This window comes from Paenibacillus sp. Marseille-P2973, from assembly GCF_018101095.1.
Taxonomy (GTDB): domain Bacteria; phylum Bacillota; class Bacilli; order Paenibacillales; family Paenibacillaceae; genus Fontibacillus; species Fontibacillus vini.
On record NZ_JAGQEH010000018.1, the window covers coordinates 25,819 to 42,366 of the forward strand.

Sequence of the window (16,548 nt, forward strand, 5' to 3'; positions counted from 1 at the left end):
GTATGTCAGGACCGGCATTAAGGAAGGTTGACAGTCATTCATCCATTCATGAAGCAGCGTTGGAGGAAGCCAGAGAGCTGACCGAACTGTTTGGACGCGCTTTGGAGCTGGGTGAAAGGGAAAGAGCCCTGGAGCTTGCATACATTACCGTGGAGCATTGGGAAACTCGTACGCTTCAGCATGCTTTAAGTGAGGAAGAGGGTCTATATATTGAAGCTTTAAATATGAAACCGGAGCTCCAACCGGTCATCATTGCCTTGACCAGAGATCATGATTTGCTGAGGGAAATTGTTCAGGAGGTCAAGATTATGCTGGCTGGCGGAGAGGTATCCAGAGAAATTCTTTACCGTTTTCAATCCCTGATCGTGCTGGATCAGCTTCATAATCGGGATGAGATGGAGATGCTGGAAAAAGAAATCGAGGGGGTGGTGCATCATGACCATCATTGAGAACAACTACTCTCTGGCTGCTATGCTGCCCGACAAGCCTTTGCAATTAATCGAACCGAGGCTGTATAACCTGCTGGTACGCGAGCTTGAGCTGCTGCACCTGCATCCCTATGACGTCAAGGCCGGGGGGAGCGCGGACGAACGCGGGGTGACCGTCAATCTGCGGTTCGGCGAACAATTGGGGCAGTTCACCAGCCGGAAATTCTCTTGGGAAGCCATTGAGACAGGCGATGACGAAATCGCTACTCATTTTCGGGAGACGGCCGAATTAATGAAGAAAACACTGATCGCGGATTATTTTAAGATGATGAAGTCTGAATCCTAGGCGCATCCAAATTACGGAAGATAGGCTGAAGTGCATAAATCCTTACGGAAGAGGTGGACCCGGATGAATCAAGCGGAAATGGAACAGTTTGCTCAGAATGATCGGGAAGATTTGCTCGCGTTATTGGAGATGCGGTTCGGCCCGGTGCCGGATGACGTTCGAGAAGTAATCGGCCTGAATGAAGACCTGAACGATCTTCAGCGCCTGATTATTGCGGCTTGTAACGCCGCGGAGTGGGAGGTTTTTGTTGAGGAACTGCATGCCGGCCAGGGCAGTTTTAAGCTGACTGGCGAAAGATTTAATCCGGTGGCTAATTCAAGCGGGAAAGGGGCGTCATTGTGAGCGATAAAAAAAACAAGCTGTTCGAGACCCTCAAGTATTTGAAGCGCGGGGAGACCATCAATGACGGTTGGACCGAGGAAAGCCCGAGAGATCGCGATTGGGAAGGACTGTATCGGGGCCGCTGGCAGCATGACAAAGTCGTCAGATCGACGCATGGCGTCAACTGCACCGGATCATGCAGCTGGAACGTTTTTGTCAAGGACGGCATCATCACCTGGGAAACGCAAAAGACCGATTATCCGACGACCGGCGCCAATTTCCCGGAATACGAACCCCGCGGCTGTCCCCGTGGTGCCAGTTTTTCCTGGTATACCTACAGCCCGATTCGAGTGAAGTATCCATATATCCGCGGTGATCTGTACGAGATGTGGCAGCGGGAGATGGAGACGGTGCAGGATCCGGTCATCGCCTGGGAGAACATCGTCAGCGACCCGGAGAAACGGGAGAGATATGTCACGGCAAGGGGGAAAGGCGGATTCGTACGGGCAGACTGGGATACGGCCTGTCAGATGATCGCCGGAGCCACGATTCATACGATTCGTAAATACGGGCCGGACCGGGTGGTGGGCTTTAGCCCGATCCCCGCGATGTCCATGGTCAGCTATGCTGCAGGAACCCGCTTTTTGTCCTTGATCGGGGGGACGATTCTCAGCTTCTACGATTGGTATGCGGATCTCCCGCCGGCTTCGCCGCAGGTCTGGGGCGAACAGACCGACGTTCCGGAGAGCGGGGACTGGTACAACACCAAATATTTTATTATCTGGGGAACCAATATCCCGCAGACCCGCTCCCCTGACGCCCATTTCATGGTCGAAGCCAGATATAACGGAACTAAGGTAGTCGGGGTCAGTCCCGATTATTCCGAGTACGAGAAGTTCGCCGATATTTGGCTGCCCGCCAGGGTAGGGACGGATGCCGCTCTCGCTATGGCGATGACGCATGTCATTCTTAAGGAATTTTATGTGGACCAACAGACTCCGTATTTCACGGACTATGTGAAGAAGTTTACCGACTTACCGTTCCTCGTTATTTTGGAGGAGCAAGGCGGCAGCCTGCGCTCCGGCCGGTTTCTGCGGGCTTCCGATCTAGACGGGGCTTATGAGCTGGCAGAATGGAAAACCGTGGTTTGGGATGTCTCCACCGGCACGCCTGAAGTACCGAACGGCAGTCAGGGATTCCGCTGGGATCAAGGCAGCGAATGGAATCTGGATCTGGAGAAGCCGGACGGCACCACGATCGATCCTCAGCTGACGTTTATCCAGGAGGCGGACGAGTTCGGACTTGTCGACTTTCCTTATTTTGCAGAAGAAGAGGGAGCCGTGGTACAGCGCGGCGTACCGGTCAAATACCTGCAGAATGCTGAAGGCCAAACGATCAAGGTGGCAACCGTCTATGATCTGATGATGGCCCATGTAGGTGTTCCACGGAATCTGCCCGGTGATTATCCCACCGATTATGATGATATGAAGCCTTATACCCCAGCCTGGCAGGAAGCCATCACGGGCGTAAAAAAATCGCACTGCATCCAGGTCGCGAGGGAGTTTGCCGACAATGCCGCCCGTACGGGAGGCAAGTCGATGATTGCGATGGGCGGCGGAACTAACCACTGGTACCATAGCGACCAAATATACCGGTCGATTCTGAATCTCGTTCTGCTTACGGGAACACAGGGCGTGAACGGCGGCGGCTGGGCCCACTATGTTGGACAGGAGAAGGTCCGTCCGCTTGAAGGCTGGCAGCAGGTAGCGTTTGCCGGGGACTGGATCAAACCGCCCCGGTTGCAGAACGGGACTTCATTCTTTTATTTCGCCACCGAGCAGTTCCGGTATGAAACCAGAGTGAATGAAGAGCAGGAGTCGCCTTGGGGCGGACGGTTCAACAAAATGCATCCGGCGGATGTGAATGCGTTAGCCGCGAGACTGGGATGGCTGCCGTCATTCCCTCAGTTCAGCCAGAACTCCATTGACGTGGCCAAGCAGGTCCGGGAAAAGGGATTCACGGATGACCGGGATGCGGAAGCGGAAATAGCGAGAATGTTCAAGGAAGAGGAGCTGGATTGGGCGATCGAACACCCGAACGATCCGGCTAATTTTCCCCGTGTCTTCTTCAACTGGCGGTCGAATTTGTTGGGCGACAGCGGTAAAGGCCACGAGTATTTTGCCAAGTACCTCATTGGAGCGGACAACCAGGTACTTACCGATCCGAGCCATTCCTGGCAGCCGGAAACGGTGCACACCGACGAAGTGCCGCCTGAGGGCAAAACGGATTTATTCGTCAGTATGGACTTCCGTATGACCAGTACCGGTCTCTTCTCGGATATCGTGCTGCCGGCCGCAACCTGGTACGAGAAATTCGATTTGAGCAGCACGGATATGCATCCTTTCGTGCATCCGTTCAATCCGGCGATTGAGCCGCCATGGCAAAGCAAGAGCGACTGGAATGCTTTCCGGGAAATCGCGAAATACTTCTCCGAATTTGCGAAGAAGCACCTTCCGGTTTGCGAAGATGTAGTGATGACCCCGCTCGGCCATGACAGCCCGGATGAGATTGCCCAGGTTCACGGGAAGATCAAGGATTGGCGCTCCGGTGAGACGGAGGCTATTCCGGGCAAGACGATGCCGCATTTTCAATTCGTGGAACGGGACTATCCGAATGTCTACGGCAAGATGATTACGATCGGTCCGAATATTAAAAAAGGCTACGGCGCCAAGGGCGTGAAGATCCCGGGCGAGAAGGTATATGCCCAGTTGCTGGATCGGCTTGGCGTATCGAAGCGCGAGGGCATCGGCAAAGGCCAGCCGGATTTGTATGATGACCGGCAGGCGATCGAAGCGATTCTGCTCATGTCGGGAGCTACGAACGGAGAACGTGCGGTAGAGGGCTGGCGGTCCATGGAAGCGAAGACCGGCAAGCAGCTCGCCGAAATCGCGGAGCCGCGGGAGGAGGATGCCTTTACGCTGCTGGATATAACGGCGCAGCCGCGACAAGCCATTTCGGCGCCGGTATGGAGCGGACTCGAGAAGGACAATCGACGCTACTCGCCGTTTACCTTGAATACGGAATACAGCATTCCTTGGCGAACGTTGACCGGCAGGCAGAGCTTCTATCTCGATCATGAGATGATCCTCGATTTTGGGGAAGCCTTGCCGCTGTATCTGCCGCCGCTCGCGCATGTTCCTTTTCTCAAAGGGGAAAAGGAAGTTCCGAACAACGGTAAATCATTGACGATCCGATACCTGACCCCCCATCAAAAATGGGGCATTCATACGATGTTCACGGACACGAACCAGATGTCGACCTTATTCCGCGGCTGGCAGGTGGTTTGGATGAACGAGAAGGACGGGGCATCCATCGGAATCAAGGACAACGATTGGATCGAAGTGTATAACCGCAACGGGGTTGTTGCCGCAAGAGCGGTGCTGACCTACCGGATTCCGCAAGGGATCGCGTATATGTATCATGCGCAGGACCGCACGCTTGGCGTCCCCGGCACATCGATCACCAAACAGCGGGGCGGAACCCATAACAGCGTCACGCGGATCACGCTGAAGCCGACGCATATGATCGGCGGTTATTCACAGCTCAGTTATGGATTTAACTATTACGGTCCGACGGGGAACCAGAGGGATACAATGACCATCATCCGTCCGCTGAAGGAGGTCGATTGGCTTGAGAATTAAAGCGCAGGTCGCTATGGTAATGAACCTTGACAAGTGCATCGGGTGCCATACCTGTTCCGTGACATGCAAGAATACCTGGACCAACCGCCCCGGTACGGAGTACATGTGGTACAACAACGTGGAGACCCGCCCTGGCCCGGGTTATCCGAAGGAATGGGAAGACTTGAAGAAATTCAAGGGCGGCTGGGTGCTGCGGAACGGCAAACTCACGCTGCGGGCGGGAGGGCCGATCACGAAGCTGGCCAACATTTTTTACAATCCGAACATGGCGAGTCTGGACAGCTTCTATGAACCTTGGACCTATGATTACGATAATCTGATCCATAGTCCGAAAAGCAAACACCTGCCGGTCGGACGTCCCGTCTCCCTTATTACCGGAGAGTTTATGGACAAACCGGAGTGGGGGCCGAACTGGGATGATGATCTGGCCGGCGGCAGCGAAATTGTTCCGCTCGATCCGAACGTCAAGAAGCTCCAGGAGCATATCGCGATGGAGTATGAGAAGACCTTCATGATGTACTTGCCGCGCATTTGCGAGCACTGCCTGAACCCTTCCTGTGTTGCTTCCTGCCCGTCGGGAGCCCTATACAAACGGGATGAGGACGGTATCGTGCTTGTGGATCAGGACGCTTGCCGGGGCTGGAGATTCTGCATGAACGGGTGCCCTTACCATAAGGTGTATTACAACTGGAATACCCATAAAGCGGAAAAATGCAATTTTTGCTATCCGCGGACCGAAGCGGGCATGGCGACGATCTGCTCTGAAACCTGCGTGGGAAGAATCCGTTATATCGGCGTAGTGTTCTATGACGCCGACCGCGTCAAAGAAGCCGCCTCCGTGGAAGATCCACAGGCCTTGTACGAATCCCAGCTTTCCGTGTTCCTGGACCCGTCCGACCCGGAAATTATCAAGGAGGCAAGGAAAGCGGGAATCAATGATTCCTGGATCGATGCGGCCCAGCGTTCGCCGATTTACAAAATGGCCGTGAAATGGAAAGTGGCTCTGCCGCTGCACCCGGAATATCGTACGCTTCCGATGGTCTGGTATGTGCCGCCGCTCAGCCCGATCATGAATCATATCGAAGAAAACGATCTGCAGACGGACCATTACATTCCCGCAGTAGATCAGATGCGAATTCCTATGGAGTACCTGGCTTCCTTGCTGTCTGCGGGGGATACCTCGGTGATTCGGAGGGTTCTGCTGAAAATGACCGCGATGCGCGTGCATATGAGAAACCAGGCCGTCGGCGGAATGGACGAGCTGAGACACAGCAAATTGCTGGAAGAGGCCGGAATTACGGTGGATGAAATCGAAGATATGGCCAGATTGTTTGCCGTCGCAAAATACAATGAGCGGTTTGTAATCCCTACGGGCAGAAGAGAAATGGATGGCGAGGAAGGACTGCATTACAAACAGGGGGCTTGCAGCATAGAATCGATTACTCCATCCTCCGACTTCATGTCGCATCTATTCGCTAAGGAGGAGTAAGAATGGACACAAAATCTATGATGCTGGCCGTGACGTCAAGAATGCTTGGCTATCCGGACGATCAATTTCTAGAGACGCGCCCGGAAATGCTGGAGGCCATTCGCTCCGGCATTGACGACCCGGTTCTGCGGGGACGCGTGGAGCAGGCGCTGGAGTCGCTCTATGCCATACCGCTTAAGGAATTGAGGGAGCTTTATGTATGGACGTTTGACTGGAAGGACAAAACGGGACTGTACCTGACCGCTCATGAGCTGGGTGACAGCAGGGAGCGGGGAGCGGCGCTTATATTGCTGCAGCATATCGTGCAGGATGCCGGATTCAGCCTGACGAACGGGGAATTAAGCGATTATATCCCGATGCTGTTCGAACTGCTCGCGGTAAGATCCGACCATATCCATGTGCGTGCGCTGGAGCTTCGACTGGCGGTAGCCAGCAAGCGGATTCGTGACAATTTGGCAGAAGACAGCCCCTATCGGGAGCTGTTCCGGATTCTCATGTCCGAAGTATTTAAGGAGCCGTCGGAAGAAGATGTCCGCAGGCTGGAAAGTAAACGAGAAGTAGCCGACCTGGACGAGCTCCCGTATCCGATTTTGTTCGGCATGGACGGAACCGCCCGCAGTGATACCGGTCTGCCGGTATACAAAATGTGCAATTGAATGGAGGTACATCGATGACCGGTATTTTCTGGTGGGTCGTGTTTCCGTATATCACCTTGGCGGTAATGATCGTGGGCCTGTTGTACCGTTTTGCCTTTCGTCAAGTTAGCTGGACTGCGCCTTCCACAGAAATTTTCGAGAAAAAATGGCTTAGAGTCGGTTCGACCGTTTTTCACTACGGGATTATATTCGCGTTCATCGGTCATGTTATGGGGGTTCTGATCCCGAGAAGCGTGTATCATTCACTTGGCGTCTCCGATGAGACCTATCACGTGTTTGCGATCGTGGGCGGAGGCCTTGCCGGGCTGATGGTCGTCGGTGGGCTGGTGCTTCTTCTGATCCGAAAAATGACCAACCGGCGGGTGCGCGTTCATGCCGGGTTCGGCGATTATTTTGCCGTTATCCTGGTGTTGATCGTAGCGGCTATGGGAACCTATATGACGCTTATATACAATACAACGGTGGTTGCTTATGAATATCGAACCACGATCGGTCCCTGGTTCCGCAGTCTGTTCACGTTTAATCCGCAATATCATCTGATGGAAACCGTTCCCTTTCTGTTCCAGTTCCATATCGTTCTTGCTTTCCTGCTGTTTGCGTCAATTCCGTTCACCCACCTTGTGCACATGTTCTCTCTGCCGGCAAGGTACCCGGCAAGAGCACCTCAACAATACCGGTCCCGAGCTAACTATAAGAAACGCGAGAGAACCTGATTTTATTATAAGAGACAGCGCCCCGAAACCTGCGGGACGCTGTTTTCTATTACATGAGTTCTAGGCACAAGGACCCTATTCACCGTTTCCAGGAATCGGGTAGAATGGATGGTGATAAAGATCATAACTTGTCCACTCTACCTTAGAAGTAAAGGAGCCTTAGCCGTGGCCTATGATAAAAGCCGACTTCTGAAACAGCTCATTTCCGAGGATAGCACATACAAGTTACTGTACGAGAATCTGCCTGATGCGATCTGCATCATTGATGTGAACGGTAAATATGTGGAAGTGAATCCGGCGACCGAGAAGCTGACCGGGTACCCGGCTACGCATTTTATGCAACTGAGTCTGGATCAGCTATTTTGTGAAAAAGGGCAGCAAAAGAAGGAAGAATACTTTAGAAAAGCGTTACGCGGAGAAACGGGAAGTTTTGAAATCGCCTTTCGGCGAAAGGACGGGGAAATTCGCGACGCTTATTCAACATATATTCCGATCATTCATGATACTGGAGTGGTCGGTGTTTTTTCGATTACCAAGGACATTACTGCGGAAAAAATAAACCAGGCCCGCGGAATTACGGAGAGAAACCGGATAGAGGAAGCGCTCCGGGAAAGCGAGGGACAATACCGGCTCATTTCAGAGTACTCCATGGATTTGATCTCCAGGCATTCTGCGGATGAGAGCAACAGGTATATCTATGTTTCACCATCCTCCACTACGTTGCTGGGGTATGATCCGGAGGAATTGATCGGAACCAGCGCTTATGACTATGTGCATCCCGAAGATGTGCAAATGGTAAAAGAGCGGATGAAAATCCAGATGAATTCCAGGAGCGTCTATACGATCACCTATCGAGTCCGTCATAAGGACGGGAGGTACATTTGGTTTGAGAGTACGGGAAGGTACCGTTATTTGGCGTATTCCGGAGAGATCGGCGAAATTATCTCCATTTCCCGCGACGTAACAGAGCGCAAAGAGAGCGAGCGGCGACTTCAGGAGAGCCAGCAGCGTTATCGTTCGCTGTTCGAGTATAGTCCGTTCAGTGTGTATTCCATGGATTTAGACGGCAAATATACCTCTTTGAATTCCAATCTGGAAGCATTGATGGGTTATTCCGGGGAAGAACTTCTGGGGATGAATTTCCAGCAGATTATCGACCGGGAAGATTTGGCTCATACGCTGCATCATTTTGAACAAGCCAGAGAAGGCATCCCGCAAAATTATGAGACGACCGTAACCCGCAAAGATGGTAGCCGTCTGGAGATTGCGGTAACGAACGTACCGATTATCGTGGATAAACAGGTGGTCGGCGTATATGGAATCGCCAGCGATATAACGGAAAGAACACGGTATGTCGAACAAATTGAGAAGCTGAGCTATCTCCATTCCCTGATTCTGGGCTCCGTTTCCGAAGGGATTTACGGGCTGGACGAGAATGGCAAAACCGTGTTCATCAACCAGGCGGCCTCGGACATGCTCGGCTACGATATGGAGGAATTTATCGGCCAGTCGAATCATCTTCTGATTCATCACACTAAAAGCGACGGAGCCGCTTACCCTTTGGAAGAATGTCCGATCATCCAGACGATGCGCGACGGTACTCCGCGTATTGTGAAGGAGGACGTATTCTGGAGAAGGGACGGTTCCAGTTTCTTGGTGGAATATCGCGTCAATCCGATGATCGAGCGGGGGCAGCTGATCGGCGCGGTCGTCGTGTTTAACGATATTACCGGGGAACGGGAAATCTTGAGAGCCAAAGAATCGGCGGAGCGTGCGACCCAGGCCAAATCGGAATTCCTTGCGATGATGAGCCATGAAATCCGCACGCCGATGAATGGCGTGATCAGCATGACCGACCTGCTGATGGATACGAATTTGAGCGAGGATCAGCGTTATTATGCGGAGATTATTTCCAGCAGCAGCCGGGCGCTGTTATCCATTTTGAACGATGTTTTGGATTTCAGCAAAATTGAGGCCGGAAAAATGGCGCTGGAATACGAAACCTTCCATTTGGAGAGCTGTGTGGCAAGCGCGGTTGATTTGTTCCTGCCGGAGGCCGACAAAAAGGGACTCGAAATCAGTTATTTCATTGCACCTGATGTCCCTGACTATTTATATAGCGATCCGTCACGGGTGCGTCAAATTCTGGTCAACTTGATCGGCAATGCCTTGAAATTCACGGACCGGGGGCAGGTCAGCGTGCGTATTCAGCGTGCTCCCGGATATGGTTCGGCGGATCTGCTCGAATTCAGCATCACCGACACGGGGATCGGGATTCCTGCGGACAAGCTGCATAGGCTGTTTCAATCTTTTTCCCAGGTTCATCCGATCATGAATCGAAAGTATGGGGGAACCGGGTTGGGGCTGGCCATATGTAAAAAAATCGTTGAAATGCTGGGCGGCCACATTTCCGTGGAAAGTATAGAAGGGGAAGGTTCCGTCTTCCGCTTTACCCTGGTTTGCGATTCATCAAACAAGGAGTTGCCGGAAAGTCTCCAAAATGAGGCGGGGCATTTGGAAGAAATCGCGGTAAGCAGAGAAACAGCGGGAAGCCTGCTTCTGGAACCTTTGGAATCGGCGGAGGAGGACCTTCAGAACCGCGGATTATCGGTTCTCATTGCGGAGGATCATCCGGTAAATTGCCAGGCCTTTGTTCAGATGTTGGAGAAGCTGGGATATCAGCCGGATGTAGCTCATAATGGTATGGAAGTGATTGAGGCTTTGATCGGAAGGAAGTACGATCTCATCTTTATGGATATCGAGATGCCCGTAATGGACGGGATCAAAACAGCCAGGCTAATTCGTCAGCTGTTGCCGCTGGACAGGCTCCCTGTCATTATCGGCGTGAGCTCCTGCGGCGGAGTTGAAAACCGTGAAAGATGCATGGCGAGCGGCATGGAAACGATCATCACCAAACCGCTCAAACAGCGGGATATTCGGCAGCTGCTGGATACATGGAGCGCGGAGCTGCTCTCGCGTGAGGGCTCCCGGAAGCATTAGAGCTTACGGTTCTGCAATGCGCGAAGCGCTCGGGGCTCTGCTTCGGCGTCACAAGACGGTGGTCGACCGTAATGGAATATACCAAATATGAACGCGGCCATTGGCTGCGTTCATTTTGGTATCCGCCTTTTTCGTCATAGCCTGCTAACGGACATCAGTGCCGTTATTTCCATCAAATCCTCTGTTTTGAAATTCTAACGGACACAGAAGGCCTTATCCGGAGAAAAAGGGACTTTGTTCCGCAAAAAGCACCATGATAAGTGCCGTGATGTCCGTTAAAATTCAAAACCTGCTTAAATCGTCCAAATAGCGGCTTCTGTGTCCGTTAGAGAAATGAAAACCCGGGCCAACCTCCGTCCGATCGGTTCGAGAATGATTTATCCGAGTGGTATTAATTAAAAATCCCCCGCCAAAGGCGAGGGATTTTGAGACGTAAATTAATGCTGCGGTATAATTAATTTAATGATTTTGTATATAGAATGCCGATGGTCTTGGCGCCGCAATGGCTTGAAATGACGCAGCCGGCGTTGGACACGGCAACTTCTCTTGCCCCTGTCTTAGCCTGAAGAACTTTTTGCAGTTGGACCGCATCCGCATCGGCTAAAGAATGCGTGATGAAAATAAGATCACGGTCCATTTCGGGGATGCGGCTAATGGCGTTCTCCAGCAGTTGGTCCAGCGCTTTCTCCCGGCTGCCGCGGACTTTATATGCCGGAGTCATTTTGCCGTCAGTCACCTTGATGACCGGGCGGATCCGGAGCAGGCTGCCGACCAAGTTTTGCATGCCGGAGCATCGGCCGCCTTTATATAAATAGTCCAGCGAGTCAATAACAAATTCGGTTTCAACATGAGAACGAACCGCTTCGAGTAAGGCTACGATCTCGGTGACGCTCTTGCCCTCGGCGGCTGCCCGGACCGCCTTCATGACCTGAAGGCCGATCCCGGTGGACAGATTGAGCGAGTCGAATACCGTTACTTGGCCTTCGCTAAATTCCTCGGAGGCAATCAACGCATTCTGATAGGTTGAAGACAGTTCCGAGGACAAGCTTATGTAAAGAACTTGCCGACCTTCTTCAATGAACGGCGCAAATGCCTGCATGAAATCGGCCGGAGACGGGGCGGCAGTTTTCGGGAGCCGCCCGGTTTCGTCCACTTTTTGATAAAGCTGAGGGGGTTGCAAGTCGACGCCGTCGCGGTAATTGGTATCCCCAAACGTAACGTACAGCGGGACAATGCCTATATCATATTTCTCAATCCATGCCGGCGGCAGATCGCAAGTGCTGTCAGCAAAAATTTTAATGGCTCCCATGATTCAAATCCTCCCTTGAATTCGGATATGCGGGTGCTTTAGTTGGATGCCTTCTTGGTATACATAATTGCTACGGTGTGCGGGCCGCAATGGCTCGAAATAACGCACCCGGCTTCAGCGACGGCCACTTCGCGCGCGCCGGTCTGTTCTCTAAGAATTGCAGCTAGACGCAGCGCCTCCTCTTCGGCAAGCGTGTGGGCGACGATAATTAAATCTTTATCCATCTCTCCAACGTTGGAGAGCGCATTGTCCAGCATTTGCTGAACCGCCTTTTCTTTCTTGCCGCGTACTTTATAGGCCGGAATGATGTTCCCGTCGACCACTTTTAATACAGGACGAATTTGCAGCAGGCTGCCTATGAAATTTTGCATGCCTGAGCAGCGTCCGCCTTTATATAAATATTCCAGTGTATCGATGACGAATTCCGTTTCGACCAAAGGCCGGCATGTTTCCAGCAAGGTCACGATTTCGGTTGCACTCATTCCCTGTTCGGCCGCTCTTACGGCTTTCATTACAAGCAAGCCGATACCACTGCAGAGGTTAAGAGAATCGACGATATGCACACGGCCTTCGGGAAATTCGGAAGCCGCTATCAGGGCGTTCTGGTAGGTGGAAGACAGCTTTGAGGACAGGCTGATATAAACGATATCCTCACCGTGCTCAATATGCGGAGCAAATTGCTCCATAAAGTCTCTGGGTGACGGAGCCGTTGTTTTTGGCAAGCTTCCGCCGGATTCCACCTTAGAGTAAAGATCCAGAGGGGTAATATCCAATCCGTCCCTGTAAGTCTTGTCTTCAAATACGACGTAAAGCGGAATAATTCCGATTTGATATTGACTCTTCCATCCCGCCGGCAGATCAGAAGTGCTGTCTGCGAAAATTTTGACCTTTGACATAAGTATCTCCTTAAATTCAGATAGTCCAGCTTATATTTTATCAAAAACCTCATCTATTTAACATCGTTTTAATAAAGCGTTTCAAAAGTCGACCTATTGATCGCAGTCTCTCGTTCGTATAGAAAAAGATCCCCTCAAACCGGGCCGGAAAAACCGCTGGTACAGGGGATCGGTGCAGAAGTGAAATCATAGGATCACGAAGTAATGCAAGAGATACATTATAGTGAGCCTAAAGCAAACAAAATGATGAGCAGAATCAATATGCCTCCCGAAAAGGATACGCCGAGAATAGCGAAAAGCTTTTTGCGGTTTTTAATCAGCAGGCCTATTATGCCTAGAATGAGAGCGACTAAATGGAGGATGGCGGCGACCATCATTAACAGGATGCCGAGAATCGCTCCGGCTTGCTCCATCAGGCTTTCGGTGATGGCTTCAATTGGCTGGTCCACGATGCCGATAACGGCAGCGGTGATCATTGCGATGGAAAAAATGTAGCCGACAATAGCCACTAAAATAATGATGAAAGAAGCGATGCCGGGGCCGGAATGCTTGAGCTCGGCGACAGGGGAGGCATTAGGTTCCCGGTAAGGGGGCATCCCGTTCATATTGCCTTGTTCAAATGAATTCATTTTTCGTTAGACTCCTTTTTTGAGAAAATCATCCTTTTGTTTAATTCTTCACATATTTCAGTAAAAATCAATAACTACATTTTATTAGACGGAAAAGCTCGTTGCCGCATGAGCCGCCGGTTCTCTGGATTGAACGACGATCCTAGGTTATGATAGTAGAAGTTAATCTTCTTACAAGGAGGAAAATAGATGCAGCGGAAATTTGCCGGAACCGGTGCGATTGTGATGCTGGTTGCCGTAGCGCTTGGAGCTTTCGGAGCACATATTTTGGAGCCTCAGATCGGGGAGAAGGCGATCGGTACATATGAAACCGGGGTGCATTATCATATGATCCACGGGATTGCGATGATATTGGCGGCATTCACAGCCGGTCTGGGACTGGATCAGAAACGCCTGCTGTGGGCAAACCGGTTATTCCTCACGGGAATCATCCTGTTCTCGGGCAGCTTGTATATGCTCGCCGTTACCGGCTGGAAATGGTTTGGACCGATTACTCCGCTCGGCGGCGTAGCGTTTATCGTCGGCTGGTTGATGTTTGCATTGGCTCTGCTAAAAAAAGAAAAGTAGTAGAGAATATAAGAGGAACCTATGATAAAGAAAACGGCTGGCCCGTCTGCAAGCAGACCAGGTCCAGCCGTTTTTGTAATATAAGGGCAACTAAGTATCCCTTATTTATCGATAAAATCGATAATCTCGCTAAGATTGAAAGTGTATACCTGCTTCTCATCCACATGGTACACATTGATCGTATAAGTCTCCGGCAAGAAATTCAAGATCCGGCAGGGGATGCTCATTCGCTCTCCATTCCGGTTGACCAGCAAGCGAACCAGACGATTACCGGAAATATATTTCTTAATCCAGTTTTCAAAATCGCCGCTCTTGGCGATTTCTTCAAAGCGGGCGGATTCCGCCGGAGCCGCAGCTTCTTTGGCGGCAGGCTTTGGTTTCGCCGTCTGCGCTTCCGTAGGCTTCTTAGCTTGATCGGTCGCGGTGAGTCTTTTATAGGATTTGGAGATAATGGACTGTTTTTTTGCGGTGAGTAAGGATTCGATAATTTCTCCCAATTCGATCCCTGAGTTAATTCTGTAATCAATGATACTTTCGCCGGCGTTAAGTACCTGAAGCAAAGATTGCAGCGCCTTGGCATTGGAGTCGTTTCTTACAAGGATTTCTACATTGAATAAATAACCTAAATCTTCTTTCTTGTGATGATCGTTCTGATTGTCCATATAGCCCCCAAAAACACGTGTTAAATATCGTTGCATTAACCATCATAGCACCGGAGGGGGGACAAGCATAGTCCTAAACCGTTCTGATTTTGGATTATTTACTTGGAAATATATGACGGAAAGCCTGTTTGTTCAGGTTTGATCGGGTTTCTTTTCCATTTTTGCAGACATCAGTTATAATAAGAAGGACAAGCAACTTGTTTCGGCAAAACTTGGCTCGGGTAAAGTTAGAATATTGGCGTAACATACCTTTATAGAAAGCGAGGGTTTATGATGGCTAAAACGGACTCTAAAACATCCGGCAAGACAAAGAAATCCAGTTTGGAACAAGTACTTAATGAGCAGGTTGCGAACCTGAACGTGCTTTACGTGAAAATTCACAACTATCACTGGTATGTGAAGGGGGAAAACTTCTTCACTCTGCATGTTAAATTTGAAGAGCTGTACAACGAGGTTACGGAAAAAATGGATGCGGTAGCCGAGCGGCTCCTTACGATCAAGGGCAGCCCTGCGGCAACCATGAAGGAATATCTGGAGATCGCCACGATCCAGGAGGCAACCGGCAAGGAAGATCCACGAACAATGGTTCAGAATCTGATCGAGGATTTTGCAACCTTGTCCGAATCGTTCCAGGAAGGTATTGAGCTTGCCGACAAGGAAGGCGATGAGGCGACGAGCGACTTGCTGACCGGGTTTAAAGGCGAACTTGAAAAACATATGTGGATGCTGCGTTCTTATTTGGGGTAATATTTTCAAAAAGAACGACTTACATGACACGGGCTTGGCCATCATGGCCAGGCCCGTTCCTGTTTTCGACAATATCTGCAAATTCCAAATGTCTGTGACAAAGCTTATGGAAACGGCGGTTCTCCGCCAAGGTACGTTGATTAAGCTTTGAAAGTAGGTTAAAATGTAGTGAGAATCAGTGAGAATCACTTAGAATAATTCTAAAGTGATAATTAGTATGGTATAATGGCAACAGAATAAAGGCATAGATTTTAACGACTAATGGAGGGAGCAGTAAAAACATGGCTACACATTTCGTTGTTGAGGGACTTAAAGCGACAATTGAGGGCAAAGAGATTCTGAAAGGGATCGACATTGAAATAAAGGGCGGAGAAATTCACGCGATCATGGGACCGAACGGAACCGGGAAAAGTACGCTGGCTTCCGCACTGATGGGTCATCCCAAGTATGAAGTTACGGACGGCAAGGCTACTCTGGACGGCGAGGACTTACTGGATATGGCTGTTGACGAGCGTGCTCGCGCCGGCTTGTTCCTGGCGATGCAGTATCCGAGCGAAATCGCCGGGGTTACAAACTCCGACTTCCTGCGCAGCGCGATCAATGCCCGCCGCGGTGAAGGCAATGAAGTTTCGCTGATCAAATTCATTCGCCAAATGGAAGGCAAAATGAAGGATCTGGAAATGAACCCTGAGTTCGCACACCGTTATTTGAACGAAGGCTTCTCGGGCGGGGAGAAAAAGCGTAACGAGATTTTGCAAATGATGCTGCTTGATCCGAAAATCGTCATCTTGGACGAAATCGACTCAGGCCTTGACATCGATGCGTTGCGGATCGTTGCGAACGGTGTAAATGCTATGCGCAGTGAAGAGCGCGGCTTCCTGATCATTACTCACTATCAGCGTTTGCTGAACTATATTACTCCGGATTATGTCCATGTTATGATGCAAGGCCGTATTGTGAAATCTGGCGGGCCTGAACTGGCTGAACGCCTGGAGCGCGACGGTTACGATTGGGTTAAAGAAGAATTGGGCATCGTGGATGAAACCGTAGGTCAAGAAGCCTAGGCGGAAGGAGGAGAACCAAA

At 50.9% G+C, this 16,548-nt stretch carries 15 protein-coding genes; 11 read left to right on the forward strand and 4 right to left on the reverse strand.

What is annotated here, in order from left to right:
* Window positions 1-2: 2 nt before the first annotated feature.
* The 8 genes from KB559_RS22320 to KB559_RS22355 all read left to right on the forward strand — a co-directional run bounded on the left by KB559_RS22320 (window position 3) and on the right by KB559_RS22355 (window position 10,654).
* Entirely contained in the window at window positions 3-449 is a 447-nt protein-coding gene (locus KB559_RS22320) for a hypothetical protein (protein WP_211025376.1), read from the forward strand.
* Window positions 436-774: a hypothetical protein gene (locus tag KB559_RS22325; protein WP_211025278.1), complete on the forward strand. Its 339-nt coding sequence runs from the start codon at window positions 436-438 to the stop codon at window positions 772-774. The genes KB559_RS22320 and KB559_RS22325 overlap by 14 nt, the downstream gene beginning before the upstream one ends.
* Before the next feature lie 63 nt (window positions 775-837).
* Window positions 838-1,116 (forward strand): hypothetical protein, encoded by a 279-nt coding sequence (locus tag KB559_RS22330; RefSeq protein ID WP_211025280.1) that lies wholly within the window; start codon window positions 838-840, stop codon window positions 1,114-1,116.
* The gene (locus KB559_RS22335) at window positions 1,113-4,796 is read left to right on the forward strand and encodes a nitrate reductase subunit alpha (protein ID WP_211025282.1); all 3,684 of its coding nucleotides are present in this window, start codon (window positions 1,113-1,115) and stop codon (window positions 4,794-4,796) included. Before KB559_RS22330 ends, KB559_RS22335 begins: the two co-directional genes overlap by 4 nt.
* Window positions 4,786-6,285, forward strand: coding sequence for a nitrate reductase subunit beta (narH, locus tag KB559_RS22340; protein ID WP_211025284.1), 1,500 nt, complete (start codon window positions 4,786-4,788; stop codon window positions 6,283-6,285). Before KB559_RS22335 ends, narH begins: the two co-directional genes overlap by 11 nt.
* 2 nt (window positions 6,286-6,287) lie before the next feature.
* Window positions 6,288-6,941 carry a nitrate reductase molybdenum cofactor assembly chaperone gene (gene narJ, locus KB559_RS22345; RefSeq protein WP_211025286.1) on the forward strand — a complete coding sequence of 218 codons (654 nt, stop codon included), beginning with the start codon at window positions 6,288-6,290 and terminating at the stop codon, window positions 6,939-6,941.
* Window positions 6,942-6,955: 14 nt separating this feature from the next.
* The gene (gene narI / locus KB559_RS22350) at window positions 6,956-7,654 is read left to right on the forward strand and encodes a respiratory nitrate reductase subunit gamma (RefSeq protein WP_211025289.1); all 699 of its coding nucleotides are present in this window, start codon (window positions 6,956-6,958) and stop codon (window positions 7,652-7,654) included.
* Window positions 7,655-7,819: 165 nt separating this feature from the next.
* Window positions 7,820-10,654, forward strand: coding sequence for a PAS domain S-box protein (locus tag KB559_RS22355; RefSeq protein WP_348772946.1), 2,835 nt, complete (start codon window positions 7,820-7,822; stop codon window positions 10,652-10,654).
* A gap of 454 nt (window positions 10,655-11,108) precedes the next feature.
* On the opposite strand, the gene KB559_RS22360 is transcribed toward KB559_RS22355, so the two are convergent.
* From KB559_RS22360 to KB559_RS22370, 3 genes are all read right to left on the reverse strand, one after another.
* Window positions 11,109-11,963: a DegV family protein gene (locus KB559_RS22360; protein WP_211025293.1), complete on the reverse strand. Its 855-nt coding sequence runs from the start codon at window positions 11,961-11,963 to the stop codon at window positions 11,109-11,111.
* 38 nt (window positions 11,964-12,001) lie between these two features.
* A complete protein-coding gene (locus tag KB559_RS22365; protein WP_211025295.1) occupies window positions 12,002-12,859 on the reverse strand; it encodes a DegV family protein in 858 nt (285 codons plus the stop codon).
* 218 nt (window positions 12,860-13,077) lie between these two features.
* A complete protein-coding gene (locus KB559_RS22370) occupies window positions 13,078-13,488 on the reverse strand; it encodes a hypothetical protein (RefSeq protein WP_211025297.1) in 411 nt (136 codons plus the stop codon).
* Window positions 13,489-13,677: 189 nt separating this feature from the next.
* Here KB559_RS22370 and KB559_RS22375 point away from each other — a divergent pair, with 189 nt between their 5' ends.
* On the forward strand, window positions 13,678-14,055 hold the full coding sequence (locus KB559_RS22375) for a DUF423 domain-containing protein (RefSeq protein WP_211025299.1): 378 nt from the start codon (window positions 13,678-13,680) through the stop codon (window positions 14,053-14,055).
* Between the two features lie 101 nt (window positions 14,056-14,156).
* Here the strand turns inward: KB559_RS22375 and KB559_RS22380 are convergent, their stop codons facing one another.
* Window positions 14,157-14,717: a hypothetical protein gene (locus KB559_RS22380; RefSeq protein ID WP_211025301.1), complete on the reverse strand. Its 561-nt coding sequence runs from the start codon at window positions 14,715-14,717 to the stop codon at window positions 14,157-14,159.
* A gap of 273 nt (window positions 14,718-14,990) precedes the next feature.
* Between KB559_RS22380 and KB559_RS22385 the strand changes: the two genes are divergently transcribed.
* The gene (locus KB559_RS22385) at window positions 14,991-15,464 is read left to right on the forward strand and encodes a Dps family protein (RefSeq protein ID WP_211025303.1); all 474 of its coding nucleotides are present in this window, start codon (window positions 14,991-14,993) and stop codon (window positions 15,462-15,464) included.
* A gap of 281 nt (window positions 15,465-15,745) precedes the next feature.
* Entirely contained in the window at window positions 15,746-16,528 is a 783-nt protein-coding gene (gene sufC / locus KB559_RS22390; protein WP_211025305.1) for a Fe-S cluster assembly ATPase SufC, read from the forward strand.
* Window positions 16,529-16,548: the final 20 nt, after the last annotated feature.